Annotated in this window: 13 protein-coding genes and 1 pseudogene; 5 read left to right on the plus strand and 9 right to left on the minus strand. The window is 71.3% G+C overall.

Translation table 11 applies throughout. From position 1 onward, the window contains the following. Nucleotides 1-1106: pyruvate kinase (gene pyk / locus UK12_RS29685; protein ID WP_045306289.1), on the plus strand; the 1106-nt coding region annotated here is incomplete at its 5' end. A gap of 72 nt (nt 1107-1178) precedes the next feature. Here pyk and UK12_RS40155 read toward each other — a convergent pair. From UK12_RS40155 to trxA, 4 genes are all read right to left on the minus strand, one after another. Further along, nucleotides 1179-2456 (minus strand): hypothetical protein, encoded by a 1278-nt coding sequence (locus UK12_RS40155; RefSeq protein WP_045306290.1) that lies wholly within the window; start codon nt 2454-2456, stop codon nt 1179-1181. Nucleotides 2457-2554: 98 nt separating this feature from the next. After that, nucleotides 2555-3100: a DUF6114 domain-containing protein gene (locus tag UK12_RS29695; protein ID WP_045306291.1), complete on the minus strand. Its 546-nt coding sequence runs from the start codon at nt 3098-3100 to the stop codon at nt 2555-2557. A gap of 126 nt (nt 3101-3226) precedes the next feature. Further along, a complete protein-coding gene (locus UK12_RS29700; RefSeq protein ID WP_045306292.1) occupies nt 3227-3856 on the minus strand; it encodes a DUF6230 family protein in 630 nt (209 codons plus the stop codon). Between the two features lie 673 nt (nt 3857-4529). Then, on the minus strand, nt 4530-5522 hold the full coding sequence (gene trxA, locus UK12_RS29705) for a thioredoxin (protein ID WP_045306293.1): 993 nt from the start codon (nt 5520-5522) through the stop codon (nt 4530-4532). Between the two features lie 397 nt (nt 5523-5919). Here trxA and UK12_RS29710 point away from each other — a divergent pair, with 397 nt between their 5' ends. Further along, nucleotides 5920-6561, plus strand: a complete 642-nt coding sequence (locus UK12_RS29710; protein ID WP_045306294.1) for a TetR/AcrR family transcriptional regulator — start codon at nt 5920-5922, stop codon at nt 6559-6561. Nucleotides 6562-6712: 151 nt separating this feature from the next. Here the strand turns inward: UK12_RS29710 and UK12_RS29715 are convergent, their stop codons facing one another. Together UK12_RS29715 and UK12_RS29720 are read right to left on the minus strand one after the other, a co-directional pair. Then, entirely contained in the window at nt 6713-7699 is a 987-nt protein-coding gene (locus UK12_RS29715) for an SDR family NAD(P)-dependent oxidoreductase (RefSeq protein ID WP_045306295.1), read from the minus strand. Further along, the gene (locus UK12_RS29720; protein WP_045306296.1) at nt 7696-8841 is read right to left on the minus strand and encodes a UDP-N-acetylglucosamine--N-acetylmuramyl-(pentapeptide) pyrophosphoryl-undecaprenol N-acetylglucosamine transferase; all 1146 of its coding nucleotides are present in this window, start codon (nt 8839-8841) and stop codon (nt 7696-7698) included. Before UK12_RS29720 ends, UK12_RS29715 begins: the two co-directional genes overlap by 4 nt. A gap of 64 nt (nt 8842-8905) precedes the next feature. Here UK12_RS29720 and UK12_RS29725 point away from each other — a divergent pair, with 64 nt between their 5' ends. Beyond that, nucleotides 8906-9610, plus strand: a complete 705-nt coding sequence (locus UK12_RS29725; RefSeq protein ID WP_045306297.1) for a response regulator transcription factor — start codon at nt 8906-8908, stop codon at nt 9608-9610. Beyond that, a complete protein-coding gene (locus UK12_RS29730) occupies nt 9607-11022 on the plus strand; it encodes a sensor histidine kinase (protein WP_231591441.1) in 1416 nt (471 codons plus the stop codon). Before UK12_RS29725 ends, UK12_RS29730 begins: the two co-directional genes overlap by 4 nt. A 224-nt stretch (nt 11023-11246) precedes the next feature. Here UK12_RS29730 and UK12_RS29735 read toward each other — a convergent pair whose 3' ends face one another. The 3 genes from UK12_RS29735 to UK12_RS29745 all read right to left on the minus strand — a co-directional run bounded on the left by UK12_RS29735 (nt 11247) and on the right by UK12_RS29745 (nt 14016). Next, the gene (locus tag UK12_RS29735) at nt 11247-12947 is read right to left on the minus strand and encodes an acyl-CoA mutase large subunit family protein (protein ID WP_045306298.1); all 1701 of its coding nucleotides are present in this window, start codon (nt 12945-12947) and stop codon (nt 11247-11249) included. A 176-nt stretch (nt 12948-13123) separates the two neighbouring features. Then, a complete protein-coding gene (locus tag UK12_RS29740) occupies nt 13124-13456 on the minus strand; it encodes a DUF3817 domain-containing protein (protein ID WP_045306299.1) in 333 nt (110 codons plus the stop codon). 44 nt (nt 13457-13500) lie between these two features. Next, nucleotides 13501-14016, minus strand: coding sequence for a MarR family winged helix-turn-helix transcriptional regulator (locus tag UK12_RS29745; protein ID WP_045306300.1), 516 nt, complete (start codon nt 14014-14016; stop codon nt 13501-13503). A 540-nt stretch (nt 14017-14556) separates the two neighbouring features. On the opposite strand from UK12_RS29745, the pseudogene UK12_RS29750 reads away from it, so the two are divergent. Continuing rightward, nucleotides 14557-14887: pseudogene (locus UK12_RS29750) on the plus strand (M4 family metallopeptidase); the annotation flags it as partial.

Genomic DNA, 14887 nt, shown 5'->3' on the forward strand with positions numbered 1-14887 from the left:
AGGGTCTCCCGGGCGACGTGAAGCCCGGCGACCCGGTTCTGATCAACGACGGCGTCATCGCCCTGGAGGTCGTCAGCGTCGACGGCCCGCGGGTGAAGACCGTGGTCATCGAGGGCGGCGTGCTCTCGAACAACAAGGGGATCAACCTCCCCGGCGCGGCCGTGAACGTGCCGGCCCTGTCCGAGAAGGACAAGGACGACCTGCGCTTCGCGCTCCGCATGGGCGTCGACATGGTCGCACTCTCCTTCGTCCGCAACGCCGCGGACATCGAGGACGTCCACAAGGTGATGGACGAGGTCGGCATCCGCGTCCCGGTCATCGCCAAGATCGAGAAGCCGCAGGCCGTCGAGGCCATGGAGGAGATCGTCCTCGCCTTCGACGCCATCATGGTGGCCCGTGGCGACCTCGCCGTCGAGTACCCGCTGGAGCGGGTGCCGCTGGTCCAGAAGAAGCTGATCACGCTGGCCCGCCGGAACGCCAAGCCGGTCATCGTCGCCACCCAGATGATGGAGTCGATGATCCACGCCTCCCGGCCGACCCGCGCCGAGGTCTCGGACGTCGCCAACGCCATCCTGGACGGCGCGGACGCGGTCATGCTCTCCGCCGAGTCCAGCGTCGGCAAGTACCCGGTCGAGACGGTCAAGACCATGAGCCGGATCGCCGAGAAGGCCGAGGAGGAGCTACTCTCGCAGGGCCTCCAGCCGCTGAACCCGGGCCGCAAGCCGCGCACCCAGGGCGGTTCGATCGCCCGCGCCGCGTGCGAGCTCGGCGACTTCCTGAACGCCAAGTCCCTGGTCGCGTTCACCAAGTCCGGCGACACCGCCCGCCGCCTGTCCCGCTACCGCTCGCCGATCCCGGTGATCGCCTTCACCCCGGACATCGCCACCCGCAACCAGCTCTCGCTGAGCTGGGGCGTCGAGGCGTACGTGACCGAGCAGGTCGCCACCACCGACGAGATGGTGGTCCAGGTCGACCAGGAGCTGCTGAGCATGAAGCGGCTCAACGAGGGCGACACGGTCATCGTCACCGCCGGTTCGCCGCCCGGCATCCCCGGCAACACGAACATGGTCCAGGTGCACCACCTGGGCGCCCGCGCCGGGCTGTAGTCCCCGGTAGCACTGTGGGGCGCGCCTCCCGTCCGTGACGGGGGACGCGCCCCACAGGCGTTTCTCGGCCGACTACTGCCCGTAGGGGAGGTCGTCGTTGTACATCTGCATGCCCGGGATGCGCAGCGTGCCGCCGAACTGGCCCGCCTGGACCGCCGTGACCTGCTTCAGCTCCAGGTCGAGCGGGATCGGGATGCTGCCGATCAGGTCGTACAGCCACTGCGGCAGGGTGTCCGGGGTCAGCGTGATCTCACCGAGGTCGATCGGGATCGGCAGGCCGAGGATCTTGCTGAGGTGGCCGGAGAGCCGCTCCACGTACATGGTCACTTCGCCGTCACGCAGGGTGGAGGTCGAGCCGGGGGCGCCCTTCACATGGAAGGTCACACCGTCGCCCTCCAGTGTCGACATGTCGAGATCGCCGATGTCGACCCGATCCACCATGAACTTCAGCACCCGCTTGGTGGTGGTCGCCGTACGGACGTCCACCACGCCGTAGAACTTCGCGCCGTACAGGCCGAGGGTGGACGAGTGCAGCGTCCAGTTCTGCTCCGGGACGACCCGGTTGGGCTCGGCCTTGGCGGCGGCCAGTCCCCGGGCGTCCACCTGGCAGTTCGGGTTCTTGCTCGGCGAGGCGGACGGCGAGGGGGTCGCGGTGGACTTGGGCTCGCCGGACGCGCTCGCGCTCGGGGACGGGTCTGCGGAGGGCTCCGAGGTGGTCGGGGTGGCCGTCCCGGTCGGGCCGGGCGACGGGGCCTGCGGGTCGGCCTCGGGGGTCCGCGGGCCGGGCGCCTCGGTGGCGGTCGGGGCGGTCGGGCCGGGTGTGGCCGACCGGGCCGGTGTCGGGGTGGACCGCGGGGTCGGGGTCGGGGTCGGGGTCGGGGTCGGAGTCGGCGTCCGGTGACCGCCCAGGTGCAGGATCGGGTCGAGGATGTCGTCCAGGAGGCCGGCCGGCCGGACCGACCCGGCCTTCGGATCGGCCTTCGCGACGGGGTTCCCGGCGGCCGGCGCGGCAGCCGGCGAATCGGGCTTCGGGGCGGGCGAGTCGGTCGCCGCTGCCAGTTGGGGTCTGGGGTGCGTCGTGGCCGTTGCACTCGCGGTCGGCTGCGGCGTGGCGGTCGGCGTCGACTGCGCAGTCCGCTGCGGTGCCTGCGAGCCGGGACGCTCGGTCGGCTGCGCGCTCTTCGTGGACGTCGACGTGGGGTCCGGGACCGGGGTGATCTCGCTCTTGGGCACCGGCGTCTCTTCGAGCACCGTGTCGGGAGCGGTGGCACACCCCTTGTCCTGCTGGACGTCGGCCATGGCAATGCTCGGAATGGTCCCCATCAGCAGCGCCGTGGGTACGGCCGCCATCGCCAGCGCCTTCCCCCGCAGGCGGCTGCGGGCACTGACCCGAGGCGCGGCATGCCTGGGGCCCGCTACCCGGGCAACCGCTTCATCGCCCCTGTCGGTCACGGCTGCTCCCCGGGATCGGCCTGCTCCGCGGAAACCGTCGGCTGCGCGGCCTGGGCCGGCTCGACGGGCGCGGCGGCGTACTCGGCGGTGCCGTTCTCCGCGGTCTGGGGCGACCCGCCCACCGGGAGAGCCGTCTGCTTCAGCGGGGCCCAGGAGCAGAGCAGCCCCCCGGAGACCAGGCCGAGGATCAGGCCCACCCCGAAACCGCCCAGATTGGAGACCGGGACGGAGACCAGGGACAGGATGGTGACGGCGACACCGCAGAAGATCCGCACCAGCGGCTGGAACCAGGAGGTCACGCCCAGGGTCATCATCAGGAGCCCGATGAGCATCGATCCGGCACCGGCCGTGGTGGCCATCGTGACGGTCAGCTGACCCAACTGCAGGTTCGCGTAGGGGAAGTACAGGATCGGGACGCCGGCGATCACGGCCAGCAGACCGCCCCAGAACGGCCGGGTGCGGCGCCAGGCCCGGAATCGCAGTCGGAGCCGACCGAAGCCGCTCGCCTCTTCGGGCCACTCGATGGCAGTTGCGCTGGACACGATACGAGCTCCTCGATTGCGGTAACGAGGGACGAACAGGTGGTACGGCAGGGACGGCGACCTCGCCACCGCCCCTGCCACAGTGAACCGTTGACCGGCGGCGCAGCACCGCCGGTCGTCAGCGTCCTAGAAGCACTCGACGCCCGCGCCGTCGCCCTGGGCCAGGCCCAGCTTCAGGCCGTTGAGCGTGAAGCTGCTGGCCGAGGTCGACCAGGCGGTCTGCTTCACGTTGGTGAGGTGGGCGTGGGTGGCGGTCTGGCCGAACAGCCCGGCCCCGCCCTTGGCGGGGCTGGGCAGGGTCGACGCGTCCTGGCCGATGTTGATGTTGTCGAACTGGGCGTCCGCCTCAAGGCTGTTGAGGCCGATCACCAGGTTGTCCGCCTGGACGTACTTGTCCTTGGTGTCCCCACCCGCGTGCAGCTGCAGGGTCCACTTGCCGAGCAGCGGGATGTCGGTGGTGACGGACTGGCACAGGTGCTGGATGGTCGCGTGACTGAAGGTCGACACCGCGACGGCCTCGTGGGCCTTCGGGTTCGGGTCCTTGTCGTTGGTGTGGTGGAGGACATCGCCGTACTGGGCGAAGTTGTCGCCCTGCAGGTCGTCCGCGTAGACCTTGAACTTCTGTCCGGAGATGCTGAACGACGCGGCGAGCGCGTTGTTCGCCAGTCCGACACCGATCGCGGCGGTGGCCGCGATGCTCGGGACCATCACCAGGGCGAAGCGCTTCCAGCGGGTCTTGCCGTAAGTCTGGGACATGCGTGTCCTCCTTCTAGGACGTACATCTCCGACCACGCCCGGTGCTTCCCGCACCGTTTGGGGCCTGGGATGGGAGAGAGCTACGTCCTCGGTAACGGAGAGCGCCGTGGGCATCGGCGGACCCGGGTTCGGCCGTCATGACGGCACACCCGTTCCAGGCACCGGCTGTCTTCGCGACAGCGGGTACGACCGACGACACCGGCGATCACCCCCGAGCGACAACCAGCGACCGCGCGGGGATGCGCGACCGCGAGGAGGACAGGAACCGCGCGTGGGATCCGCGGACACCCCCCTGCCCTCAAGCCTCCGGACCGGGCCTTCGGCTGCCCGGTGGGGATCCCCTCGTAGGGGACCGGGCGTGGCTGATCGTGCTTGAATCCCGGGCGAAGCACAAGGGGTTCGTTACTGACGGGTAATCCAACAGCGACTGCCGTCGATCGTGGACTCCGGAAAATCAACACGGAGAGTGACAATCGAGCGCGTGTACGGCGGTGAAATTTGCCGGAAACACGGACGAAACACCCCTGGCGGTCACCGGAGGTGACCGCCAGGGCGCATTGTCAAGATTTGATAAAGCTCGGAATTTTTGACTGCTTTGTCGTCAAATCCCCAGCGACACCGCAGGTCACCCGCCGTGCCACCGGACCATGCCGACTCGGCACCTGACGACCCGTCAGAACAGCATCCGGGCCAGCGCGCCGCGGGCCGCCGTCACCCGGGGGTCGTCCGCGCCGATCACCTCGAACAGCTCCAGCAGCCGGAGCCTGGCGGTGTCCCGGTCCTCGCCGAAGGTCTTGCCGACGGTGTCGACCAGCCGGCCGAAGGCGTCCTCGACGTGGCCGCCGACCAGGTCCAGATCGGCCGCCTCCAGCTGGGCGGTGACGTTCTTCGGGTCGGCAGCGGCCGCCGTGCGGACCGCCTGCGGGTCCAGCGCCTCGACCCGGCGCAGCAGCTGCGCCTGGGCCAGGCCCAGCTTGGCCTCGGTGTTGCCGGGCTGGTCGACCAGAACGTTCTGGTACGCCTGGACGGCGCCGCCCAGATCACCGCGGTCGAGGGCGTCGTGCGCGGCGGCCAGCGCCGGGTCCTCCGGAACGAACGGGGCCTCGGGGGCCTCGCCGCCGGGGACACCCGACCCGCCGACGATGCCGAAGCGCTGCTCGGCGACGGCGATCAGCTGGTCCAGGATCTTGCGGACGTTGGCCTCGTTCTCGGCGCCCTGGAAGAGCGGGACGAGCTGACCGGCGACCACGGCCATCACGGCCGGGATGCCCTGGATGCCGAACTGCTGGGCGATCAGCTGGTTGGCGTCCACGTCGATCTTGGCGAGCACGATCCGGCCGGCGTACTCCTCGGCGAGCCGCTCCAGGATCGGGCTGAGCTGCTTGCACGGGCCGCACCACTCGGCCCAGAAGTCGACGACCACCGGCACTTCGGCCGATCGCTGGACGACCTCGGACTCGAAGGTCTCCTCGGTGACATCGATGACGAGCTGGTACGCCGCGCCCTGCGGGGCGACCCCGGCCGCCTCGGCGGCGGCGTTCTGGCGGGCACGCTCGGCCCTGGTCTGCTCGGCCTTCTGCGCGGCCTCACCGGCCGCCTTCACTGCGGCGAGGTCGACCGCACCACGCAGGGCGGAGCTGTTGAGAGGCGAATTCCGTGGCTGCATGGCTCTATCCTCCCCCGTCCGCACGAGTGACGTGCACCAACCGCCGGAATGGGTCGCACCGAACCGGCTTCTCCACCCCTTCGGGAGCCATCCTCCCGCGCAGCCCCACGGCTGCCGTACCGCAGAGTCGGCGCGGATCCCCACCCGCGCCGCGCGCCCGCCCGATCCCTGGGTCGAGGCGCGTGGTTGCCACTCTTTCGCTACGAGTCGTAGCGTAACTGCACCCCGACCCGGTGCCGCAAGACCCCCTCGGGATCTCGGGACGTGAGCTGTCCCACTTTCCCGTACGGTCCGCTGCCACGGAGTGGACATATCGCTACGGTTACCGGACCCACTCACGTTACTCACCGGTAGATCGCATGACCGCGCATCTGACCGGTCCAAGCAAGGAGGCTCGGTGGCCCCCACCACCCAGCAGCCCACTGCCCCGGACCAGGCCGCGCCCCCACGAGGCAAGGGCCGTCCCCGCAGTGTGGCCGCCGACCGGGCAATCCTCGACGCCACCAGGGAGGCCCTGGCCGAACTCGGCTGGGGCGGGCTGACCATGGGCGACGTCGCGATCCGGGCCGGCGTCGCCAAGACAACCCTTTACCGACGCTGGCCGTCCAAGAACGAACTCGTGGTCGACGCCGTCGCCAGCCTCTTCGACGAGCTGGAGATGGTGGACCTCGGCAGCCTGCGCGCCGACATCGAGGCTGTGGTCGCCCAGTTCGCCACCCTGCTGGCCCGCCCGGAGACCCAGGCCGCCCTGCTCGCCCTGTTCGCCGAGGGCTCCCGCGACCACCTGCTGCGCCGCCGCATCCGCGAACGGATCGTCGAACCGCAGAAGTACCTGGTCCAACAGGGCCGCGCGCAGGCCCAGTCCCGTGGCGAACTCGGCCCCGACCTCGACGAGGCCGCCGCCGCCGAGGAGGTCGACATCATCTTCGACACCATCGCGGGCACCGTCGAACACCGCGTCCTGGTCAGCGGCCACCCCATCACCCCCGACTGGATCCACCGCTTCACCACCCTGCTCCTGAACCCCCTCGGCGGCTGAACACCCGCAGCCGTCCGTGGGCTCAGGGAGTACCCGGGGGGCGCGGAGTTGACGGTCACCCGGCGTCCCGGGCCGCACCACGGGAGTCTCCGGGGCGGTCGTGGGCGGGTTCCGGGGCACCCCCTGGCCCCGCCCCGGAACCGGCCGGGGGTCAGACCTGGTAGCGGCCGGGGGCGAAGGCCGCGAGGTTGTCGGCGATCCAGCGGGAGGTGGCGGCGAGGCCCTCCTCCAGCGTGACCTGCGGCTGCCAGCCGGTCAGGGTGCGGGCCTTGGTGTTGTCGGAGAGCAGGCGTTCGACCTCGCTGCCGGTGGGGCGCAGGCGGCCGGGGTCGACGACGACCTCGGCGTCCTTGCCGGAGGCGGCGATCAGCGAGCGGGCGAGGTCGCCGATGGAGATCTCGGTGCCGGTACCGAGGTTGAGCACCTCGCCGAGCGCGCGGTCGGCGACGGCGGCGGCCAGGAAACCCTCGGCGGTGTCGGTGGCGTAGCTGAAGTCACGGGTCGGAGTGAGCGAGCCGAGCCGGATCTCCCGTGCGCCGGAGTGGAGTTGGGCCAGGATGGTCGGGATGACGGCCCGCGCGGACTGCCGGGGACCGTAGGTGTTGAACGGCCGGACCACGGTGACCGGCAGCTCGAAGGAGTGCCAGTACGAGAGCGCCGCCATGTCGGCGCCGATCTTCGAGGCGGAGTACGGCGACTGCGGCTGCAGCGGGTGCTGCTCGCTGATCGGCGCGGTGATCGCGGTGCCGTACACCTCGCTGGTGGAGGTGTGCACCAGCCGTGCGCCGTGGCGCAGACAGGCGGCGGCGACGTTCTGGGTGCCGACCACGTTGGTCTGCACGTACGCCTCGGGCGACTGGTAGCTGTAGGGGATGCCGATCAGCGCGGCCAGGTGGAAGACCGTGTCGCAGCCGTCCACCGCGTCCAGCACCCGCCCGGCGTCGCGGACGTCCCCGGCGAGCATCTCCACCTCGCCGCCGGCGAGGTGGTGCGCGAGGTAGCCGCGTTCGGCGTACGGCTTGTAGTGCACCAGGGCCCGCACCCGCGCGCCGCGCTGCACCAGCAGGTCGACCAGCGTGCTGCCGATGAAGCCCTCGGCGCCGGTGACGAGTACGCGCTTGCCGTTCCAGTCGTTCATGCGATGCTCCCGATCAGAGAAGTGGGTCGGCCGATGGTGCGGAGCACCTTGGCGGCGAGCAGGTCGGCCGCCCTGGCGTGGGTGCCGGGGTCGGCGGCGCGGCCCATCGCGGCGAGCCGCGCCGGGTCCGCCAGCAGCGGTTCGACGATCACGGCGAGCCGCTCGGTGGTGCACTCGCCGTCGGGCAGCAGGACGCCCGCGCCGGCGTCGACGAGCACCCGGGCGTTGTGGGTCTGGTGGTCGTGCGGCGCGTGCGGGTACGGGACCAGGACGGCGGGCAGGCCGATGCCGGCCAGTTCGGCGACGGTCGCCGAACCCGCCCGGCAGACCACCAGGTCGGCGGCGGCGTAGGCGAGGTCCATCCGGTCCAGGTAGGGCACGGCCCGCGCAACCGGAGAGGAGCCGAGCCTGGCCCGGACCTCGTCCAGCGCGGCGGGGCCGGTCTTGATCAGCAACCGGACGTCCGGACGGCCGCGCCAGCGTGCGGCCAGGCCGAGCGCGGCCTCGGTGAGCCGGGCCGCGCCCAGGCTGCCGCCGTTGAACAGCACCAGCCGGACGCCGGGCGGCACACCGAGCCGGAGCCGGGCCTCGGTGCGCAGCGCGGACCGGTCGAGTCCGGCGAGCGCGCCGACCAGCGGCATGCCGACCGTCTCGGCCTCGGTGCCGGGCGGCAGGTGCTCCCTGGTCCGGTCGAAGGCGAGCGCGAGGTGCGGGGTGAGCCGGGCGGCGAAGCGGTTGGCCCGGCCGGGTACGGCGTTGGACTCGTGCACCACGCTGGGCAGTCCGGCCATCCGGGCCCCGACGATCACCGGCGCGCTCGGGTAGCCGCCCATCCCGACCGCGACCTGGGCGCCCTGGCTCCGCAGGATCTCCCGGCACTGGACGCCGGATTTCAGCAGGGCCGCGGGCAGCAGGTAGCGCCTGAGGCCCAGCGAGGCGTCGAAGGGGATCATGTCCACGGTGTGCAGCCGGTAGCCGGCCTCCGGGATCAGTCTGGTCTCCAGGCCGCGTTCGGTCCCGACGAAGGAGATCTCGGCCGCCGGGTCGGCCCGGCGCAGCGCCTCGGCGAGGGCCAGGCCCGGATAGATGTGGCCGCCGGTGCCGCCGGCGCCGATGACCACCGACAAGTGTGTTGTCCGCATGGCCTCGACGGTCGCGAGTCGGCCTAAGAGAGTTCTAATAGCCGCATTTGAGAAGCTTATCCCTATGAGCAGCGTGCCCGAGAGCAGTAGGACGCCCAAGATCCTGGTGGTGGACGACGACCCCGAGGTGCGGGCCGCCGTGGAGGACGGCCTCGCGGTCGCGGGGTACACGGTCCGGGGTGCGGGCGACGGCCTGGCCGGACTGACCGAGCTGTCGGCCTGGCAGCCGGACGCACTGGTCCTGGACCTGATGATGCCGGTGCTCGACGGCCTGGCGGTCTGCCGCCGCCTGCGGGCCCTCGGCGACCGTACGCCGATCCTGGTGCTCACCGCCCGCGACTCGGTCAGCGACCGGGTGGACGGGCTGGACGCGGGCGCCGACGACTACCTGGTGAAGCCTTTCGCGCTGGACGAGCTCACCGCCCGGCTGCGCGCGCTGCTACGCCGGGCCGCACCCGCCGTGCCCGACCAGGGCTATGTGCTGGGTGATCTGACGGTCGATCCGGTGAGCCGCACCGGCAGCCGGGCGGGCCGGGCGCTGGAGTTCTCCCGGACCGAGTTCGCGCTCCTGGAGGTGCTGCTGCAGAACCCGGGACAGGTACTGCCGCGTGAGCTGATCATGGAGCGGGTCTGGGGCGCGGACTTCGGCCCGGACTCCAACTCGCTCGCGGTGTACATCGGTTACCTGCGTCGCAAGCTGGAGGCGGCCGGTGAGCCCCGGCTGGTGCAGACCGTGCACGGCGTCGGCTACCGGCTGGACGCGCCGTGAGCACGGCCGCCGAACGCGCCCACGCAGCCGACGAGCCGCACTCCCGGCATGCCCGCTGGCGCCGCCGCAGGCCGCTGCGCACCCGGCTGGCGCTGGCCACCTCGACGGCGGTCGCGCTGGTCACCCTGGGCGTCTGCGCGGCCGGATTCAGCATCATGCGCTATGAGTTGGTGCACCAGCTCGACCTCCAGCTGACCCAGCACGCCACCCTGGTCCAGCAGCAGAACCGGGGCCAGGGCCCCCGGGTGCTCTACGCCGAGTGCGGCTACCTGGCGGCACCCGCCTGCACCCAGATCGTGCCCGCCGAACCGGCGAAGGACCCGGCCGCGCCATACCTGCTCCCGGTCACCCCCGCCACCCGGGCGGTCGCGGCCGGACAGCGCGGCGGCTACTACAGCGCCATCACGGTGAGCGGCCACCCGGCCCGGATGCTGACCACCCGGTTCGCCTCCGGCACCGCCGTACAGGTGGCGCTGCGCTCGGACGCCGTCCAGCAAGGCGTCCGGCAGGCCGGGGAGTTGATGGCCGCGGTCGCCGGGGCGGGCGTCCTGCTCGCCGGGGTCCTCGGCTACGCCGCCGCCCGGACCGGCCTGGCACCGGTCGCCCGGCTGACCGCGACCGCCGAGCGGATCGCGGCCACCCGGGACGCGACCGTACGGATCGACCTGCCCGACGAGCGCGGCCGACGCGGGGGCCGGGACGCCGGTGCGGATGAAGTGACCCGCCTGGCCGGGGCGTTCAACGCGATGCTGGGCGAGCTGGAGCAGTCGGTGACCGCCCAGCGGCGGCTGGTCGCGGACGCCTCGCACGAGCTGCGCACCCCGCTCACGGCGCTCCGCACCAACGCTGAACTGCTTGCCAGGACGGACCGGTTGACGCCCGAGCAGCGGGCCCGGGCGACGGCCGGGCTGCAGCGCCAGCTGCGCGAGGTGACCGGCCTGGTGAACGACCTGATCGAACTGGCCCGGGACGAGGAGCCACAGGCCCTGGTCGAACTGGTCCGGCTCGGCCCGCTGGTGGCGCACTGCGTGGAGACCGCCCGGGGCCACTGGTCCGCCGTCGCCTTCGAGTACGCCCCGCAGGGTGACCCAACACTGCCCGGGGTGCCCGCCCGACTGGTGCGGCTGGTGGGCAACCTGCTCGACAACGCGGCGAAGTTCAGCCCGCCGGGCGGCCCGGTGGAGGTGACGCTGACCGATCGGGGGCTGACCGTCCGCGACCACGGCCCGGGCATCGCACCGGAGGACCTCCCGTACGTCTTCGACCGGTTCTACCGCGCCTCCGCCGCACGCGCCCTGCCCGGCTCCGGCCTGGGGCTGGCGATGGCTCGCCAGATCGCCCGCGCCCACGGGGCCGACCTCACCGCCGAGGCCGCCCCGGGCGGGGGCGCGCTCTTCCGCCTCACCTTCTAGGGAAGCTGGTCGCTCAGGGGAGCTGGTCTCTCAGGGGCAGTCGGGCAGCTCCTCAGGGGCGCGGGGAACGGCGCGGCCGACCATGCACGGCCGTAGCGGCTCCGGCGAACCCGAACTTGCACTGTCTCGGGGGCGCGGGGAACTGCGCGAGAAGCCCTGCACCTCCGTGCAAGGTTGGTCGCGCAGTTCCCCGCGCCCCCGATGGTGCGACTTGCTCTGGAGCGTCAGAAGGCCGCGGTCTCCCGGTAGATGCCCCACTCGGCGCGGAGGGCGTTGCAGATCTCGCCGAGGGTGGCCTCCGCGCGGATCGCGGTGAGCATCGGCGGGATCATGTTCTCGCCCGAGCGGGCGGCGTCGAGCATGGCGTCCACTCCGGCCCGGACCGCGGCCTCGTCGCGGGCGGCCTTGCGGGCGCCGAGCACCCGGACCTGCTCGCGCTCGACCTCGTGGCTGACCCGGAGGATCTCCAGCTCGGGGGTGACGCTGCCCGGGTGGCAGTTGACGCCGACCACGCGCTTCTCGCCCTTCTCCAGCGCCTGCTGGTACTGGAAGGCGGCCTCGGCGATCTCGCCGGTGAACCAGCCCTCCTCGATGCCGCGCAGGATGCCGGAGGTCATCGGCCCGATCGGGTGGTCGGCGGTGGCCTTGTCGAGACGGCTCTTGTCCAAGATCTGCTGGAAGATCGCCTCGGCCTGGGCCTCGATCCGGTCGGTGAGCGCCTCGACGTACCAGGAGCCACCCAGCGGGTCGGCGACGTTGGCGACGCCGGTCTCCTCCATCAGCACCTGCTGGGTCCGCAGCGCGATCTCGGCGGCCTGCTCGGAGGGCAGCGCGAGGGTCTCGTCCAGCGCGTTGGTGTGCAGCGAGTTGGTGCCGCCGAGGACCGCCGAGAGCGCCTCGACCGCCGTGCGCACCACGTTGTTGTACGGCTGCTGGGCGGTGAGCGAGACACCGGCGGTCTGGGTGTGGAAACGCAGCCACTGGGCCTTGTCGGTCTTGGCGCCGTAGCGGTCGCGCATCCAGCGGGCCCAGATCCGGCGGGCGGCGCGGAACTTGGCGATCTCCTCGAAGAAGTCCAGGTGGGCGTCGAAGAAGAACGAGAGTCCGGGTGCGAAGACGTCCACGTCCAGGCCCCGGGAGAGGCCCAGCTCCACGTAGCCGAAGCCGTCCGCCAGGGTGTAGGCGAGCTCCTGCGCGGCCGTCGCCCCGGCCTCCCGGATGTGGTAGCCGGAGACCGAAAGGGGCTTGTAGGCAGGGATGTTGGCGGCGCAGTACGCCATCAGGTCGCCGATCAGGCGCAGGTGCGGCTCGGGGGCGAAGAGCCACTCCTTCTGCGCGATGTACTCCTTGAAGATGTCGGTCTGCAGGGTGCCGTTGAGCACGCCCGGGTCGACGCCCTGGCGCTCGGCGGCGACCAGGTACATGCAGAAGATCGGGACGGCCGGGCCGCTGATCGTCATCGAGGTGGTGACCTCGCCGAGCGGGATGCCGTCGAAGAGCACGTCCATGTCGGCGGCGGAGTCGATGGCGACACCGCAGTGGCCGACCTCGCCGAGCGACTTGCCGTCGTCGGAGTCGTAGCCCATCAGGGTCGGCATGTCGAAGGCGACCGACAGGCCACCGCCGCCGGCCTCCAGGATCATCCGGTAGCGCTCGTTGGTCTGCCGGGCGTTACCGAACCCGGCGAACTGCCTTATCGTCCACGTCCGGCCGCGGTAGCCGGTGGGGTGCAGGCCGCGGGTGTAGGGATACTCCCCGGGCCAGCCGATCCGCTCGAACCCCTCGTACGGCTGCCCGGCGGGCGGGCCGTAGACCGGCTCCACCTCGTCGCCGCTCAGGGTGGTGAAGTCCGCGTCGCGCTTGCGCGCCTTGTCGTACCGCTGCTGCCAGCGCCGGCGGCCGGCCTCGATCTCGTCGGCGTCCATCGACTCCGCACTCCACTCCGTACGGCCGCCACCGGGTGGGGACGACACAGCTAGTAGGACGTCCTACCAATTTACTCGGACGTCCTACTATCTGTCGATGGCCGACCCGCCCCGGAAGCGGATACGCGAAAAGGCGCCCCCTCCGCTACGGGAGGGGGCGCCCCTGGTCGAGACGGTCAGGCGCCGACCGGCTCCGGGGTGGCGACCAGCGGTGCCACCTCGCGGGAGACCTTGCGCTCGACGAAGAAGACCGCGGTCGGGATCGTGCCGGCCAGCAGCACCCAGACCAGCTTGCCGATCGGCCACTTCGCCTTGGTGCCCAGGTCGAAGGCGAGCACCACGTAGACGACGAACAGCCAGCCGTGCGCGATACCGGCGGCGGTGGTGAAGCCCGCCGCACCCGAGATGTCGAGCACGTACTTGGCGATCACGCCGAGGGTCAGCAGGATCAGGAGGACGCCCGTGACATAGGCCATCGTCCGGTAGCGGGTCAGCACACTCTGCTTCATGCCATCGAGAGTAACCGCCCGCTTCGGGGGTATTTGCGGCACCCCTACTCCGTGGGCGGGGCGAAGTCCCCGGCTGCCACCCGCAGCGGCCTGAGCAGCTCGAACACCTGCCCGCACTGGTCCTCGTCGTAGCCCTCCAGCCCGAAGTCCATCGCCATCAGCGCCCGGGTGGCCTCCTCGACCACGGCCCGGCCGCGCTCGGTGATCGTCGCGAGCACCCCCCGGCCGTCCAGCGGGTTGGGGCGGCGGGAGACCAGGCCGGCGCTCTCCAGCCGGACGATGGTGTTGGTGACGCTGGTCGGGTGGACCATCAGCCGCTCACCGATCTTGGAGAGCGAGAGCTCGCCGGTCCGGCTGAACGTGAGCAGCACCAGCGCCTCGTACCGGGCGAACGTCAGCCCGAACGGTTTGACCACCGCATCCACCCGGGAGAGCAGGATCTGGTGTGCGCGCATCACCGAGGTGATCGCCGCCATGGCGGGGACACTTCCCCACCGACGGGTCCAGAGTTCGTCGGCGCGGGCGATCGGGTCGAAGTCGAGAGCTAGGGGCTTGGCCACCTCACCACCGTACCGGCGGGCCCGGACGCAGGTCCCGGATGTCCACGATGATGGACGGCCCGCCCGACCCGGGGGTCGGCCGCCGTCACGAACCGGGACATAGGGCCTGTGCATTTCCGTGCCGATCCCGCGCCCAATGATCCCGGTCGGATCCCGGTCAGATCCCAGTCAGATCCCAGTCGGATCCCGGCCGCTCGAATTCGCCGACCGCAAGGTCTCGATTTGTTCAAATGCCGCCACACCGGCTCGGTGATATGCCCGATTCATCCGGCAATCTGATGCTCTTTCAGGGCCCATCACACCGTAATGACATGGCGCTTTTCTGCCAACTCCTGCTAAATATTTGTCACTCCATCGGCATGTCCGGTCATGCCGCCTGTTCCGTACGGCACCGGCCGCCCCACCACTGCGGTCACTGCCGCCCGGCCGCCCGGAGCGGCACACACCCCACGCCCGTTTCGCCCAAGTCGGCACCAATCCCTGGCGCCCCGGAACGCGGCACAACCGCGCATTGGCGGTTGACATGGAAGGAATCCCTAGTTGAAGCGAAAGCTCAGCGCTGTCCTCTCCGCCTCGGCAGTCCTCGCCGCAGCGATCCAGGTCAGCTCCGGGACGGCGCAGGCGCTGCCCTTCACCGCCGATGACGCGGTGACCGCTCAGCAGCCCGCCCAGCTGATCGCTCTCGCCGACTCCCAGGCCCAGGCCACCGCCAAGGCCCTGGACCTCGGCAGCCAGGAGAAGCTGGTCGCCAAGGACGCCGTCGTCGACGCCGACGGCACCCGCCACCTGCGCTACGAGCGCACCCTCGGCGGCCTGCCGGTGCTCGGCGGCGACCTGGTCGTGCACCAGGACGCCAAGGGCAGGATCCAGT

This window comes from Saccharothrix sp. ST-888 (assembly GCF_000955975.1).
In the GTDB taxonomy this organism is placed as follows: Bacteria; Actinomycetota; Actinomycetes; order Streptomycetales; family Streptomycetaceae; genus Kitasatospora.

Bases quoted from the DNA above. Each gene is read 5' to 3' on its own strand.
- UK12_RS29735 (WP_045306298.1), bottom strand. From the start codon at position 12,947: ATGGACGCCGACGAGATCGAGGCCGGCCGCCGGCGCTGGCAGCAGCGG.
- UK12_RS29720 (WP_045306296.1), bottom strand. From the start codon at position 8,841: ATGCGGACAACACACTTGTCGGTGGTCATCGGCGCCGGCGGCACCGGC.
- UK12_RS40155 (WP_045306290.1), bottom strand. From the start codon at position 2,456: ATGGCGGCCGTACCCACGGCGCTGCTGATGGGGACCATTCCGAGCATT.
- UK12_RS29715 (WP_045306295.1), bottom strand. From the start codon at position 7,699: ATGAACGACTGGAACGGCAAGCGCGTACTCGTCACCGGCGCCGAGGGC.
- trxA (WP_045306293.1), bottom strand. From the start codon at position 5,522: ATGCAGCCACGGAATTCGCCTCTCAACAGCTCCGCCCTGCGTGGTGCG.
- UK12_RS29740 (WP_045306299.1), bottom strand. From the start codon at position 13,456: ATGAAGCAGAGTGTGCTGACCCGCTACCGGACGATGGCCTATGTCACG.
- UK12_RS29700 (WP_045306292.1), bottom strand. From the start codon at position 3,856: ATGTCCCAGACTTACGGCAAGACCCGCTGGAAGCGCTTCGCCCTGGTG.
- UK12_RS29725 (WP_045306297.1), top strand. From the start codon at position 8,906: ATGAGCAGCGTGCCCGAGAGCAGTAGGACGCCCAAGATCCTGGTGGTG.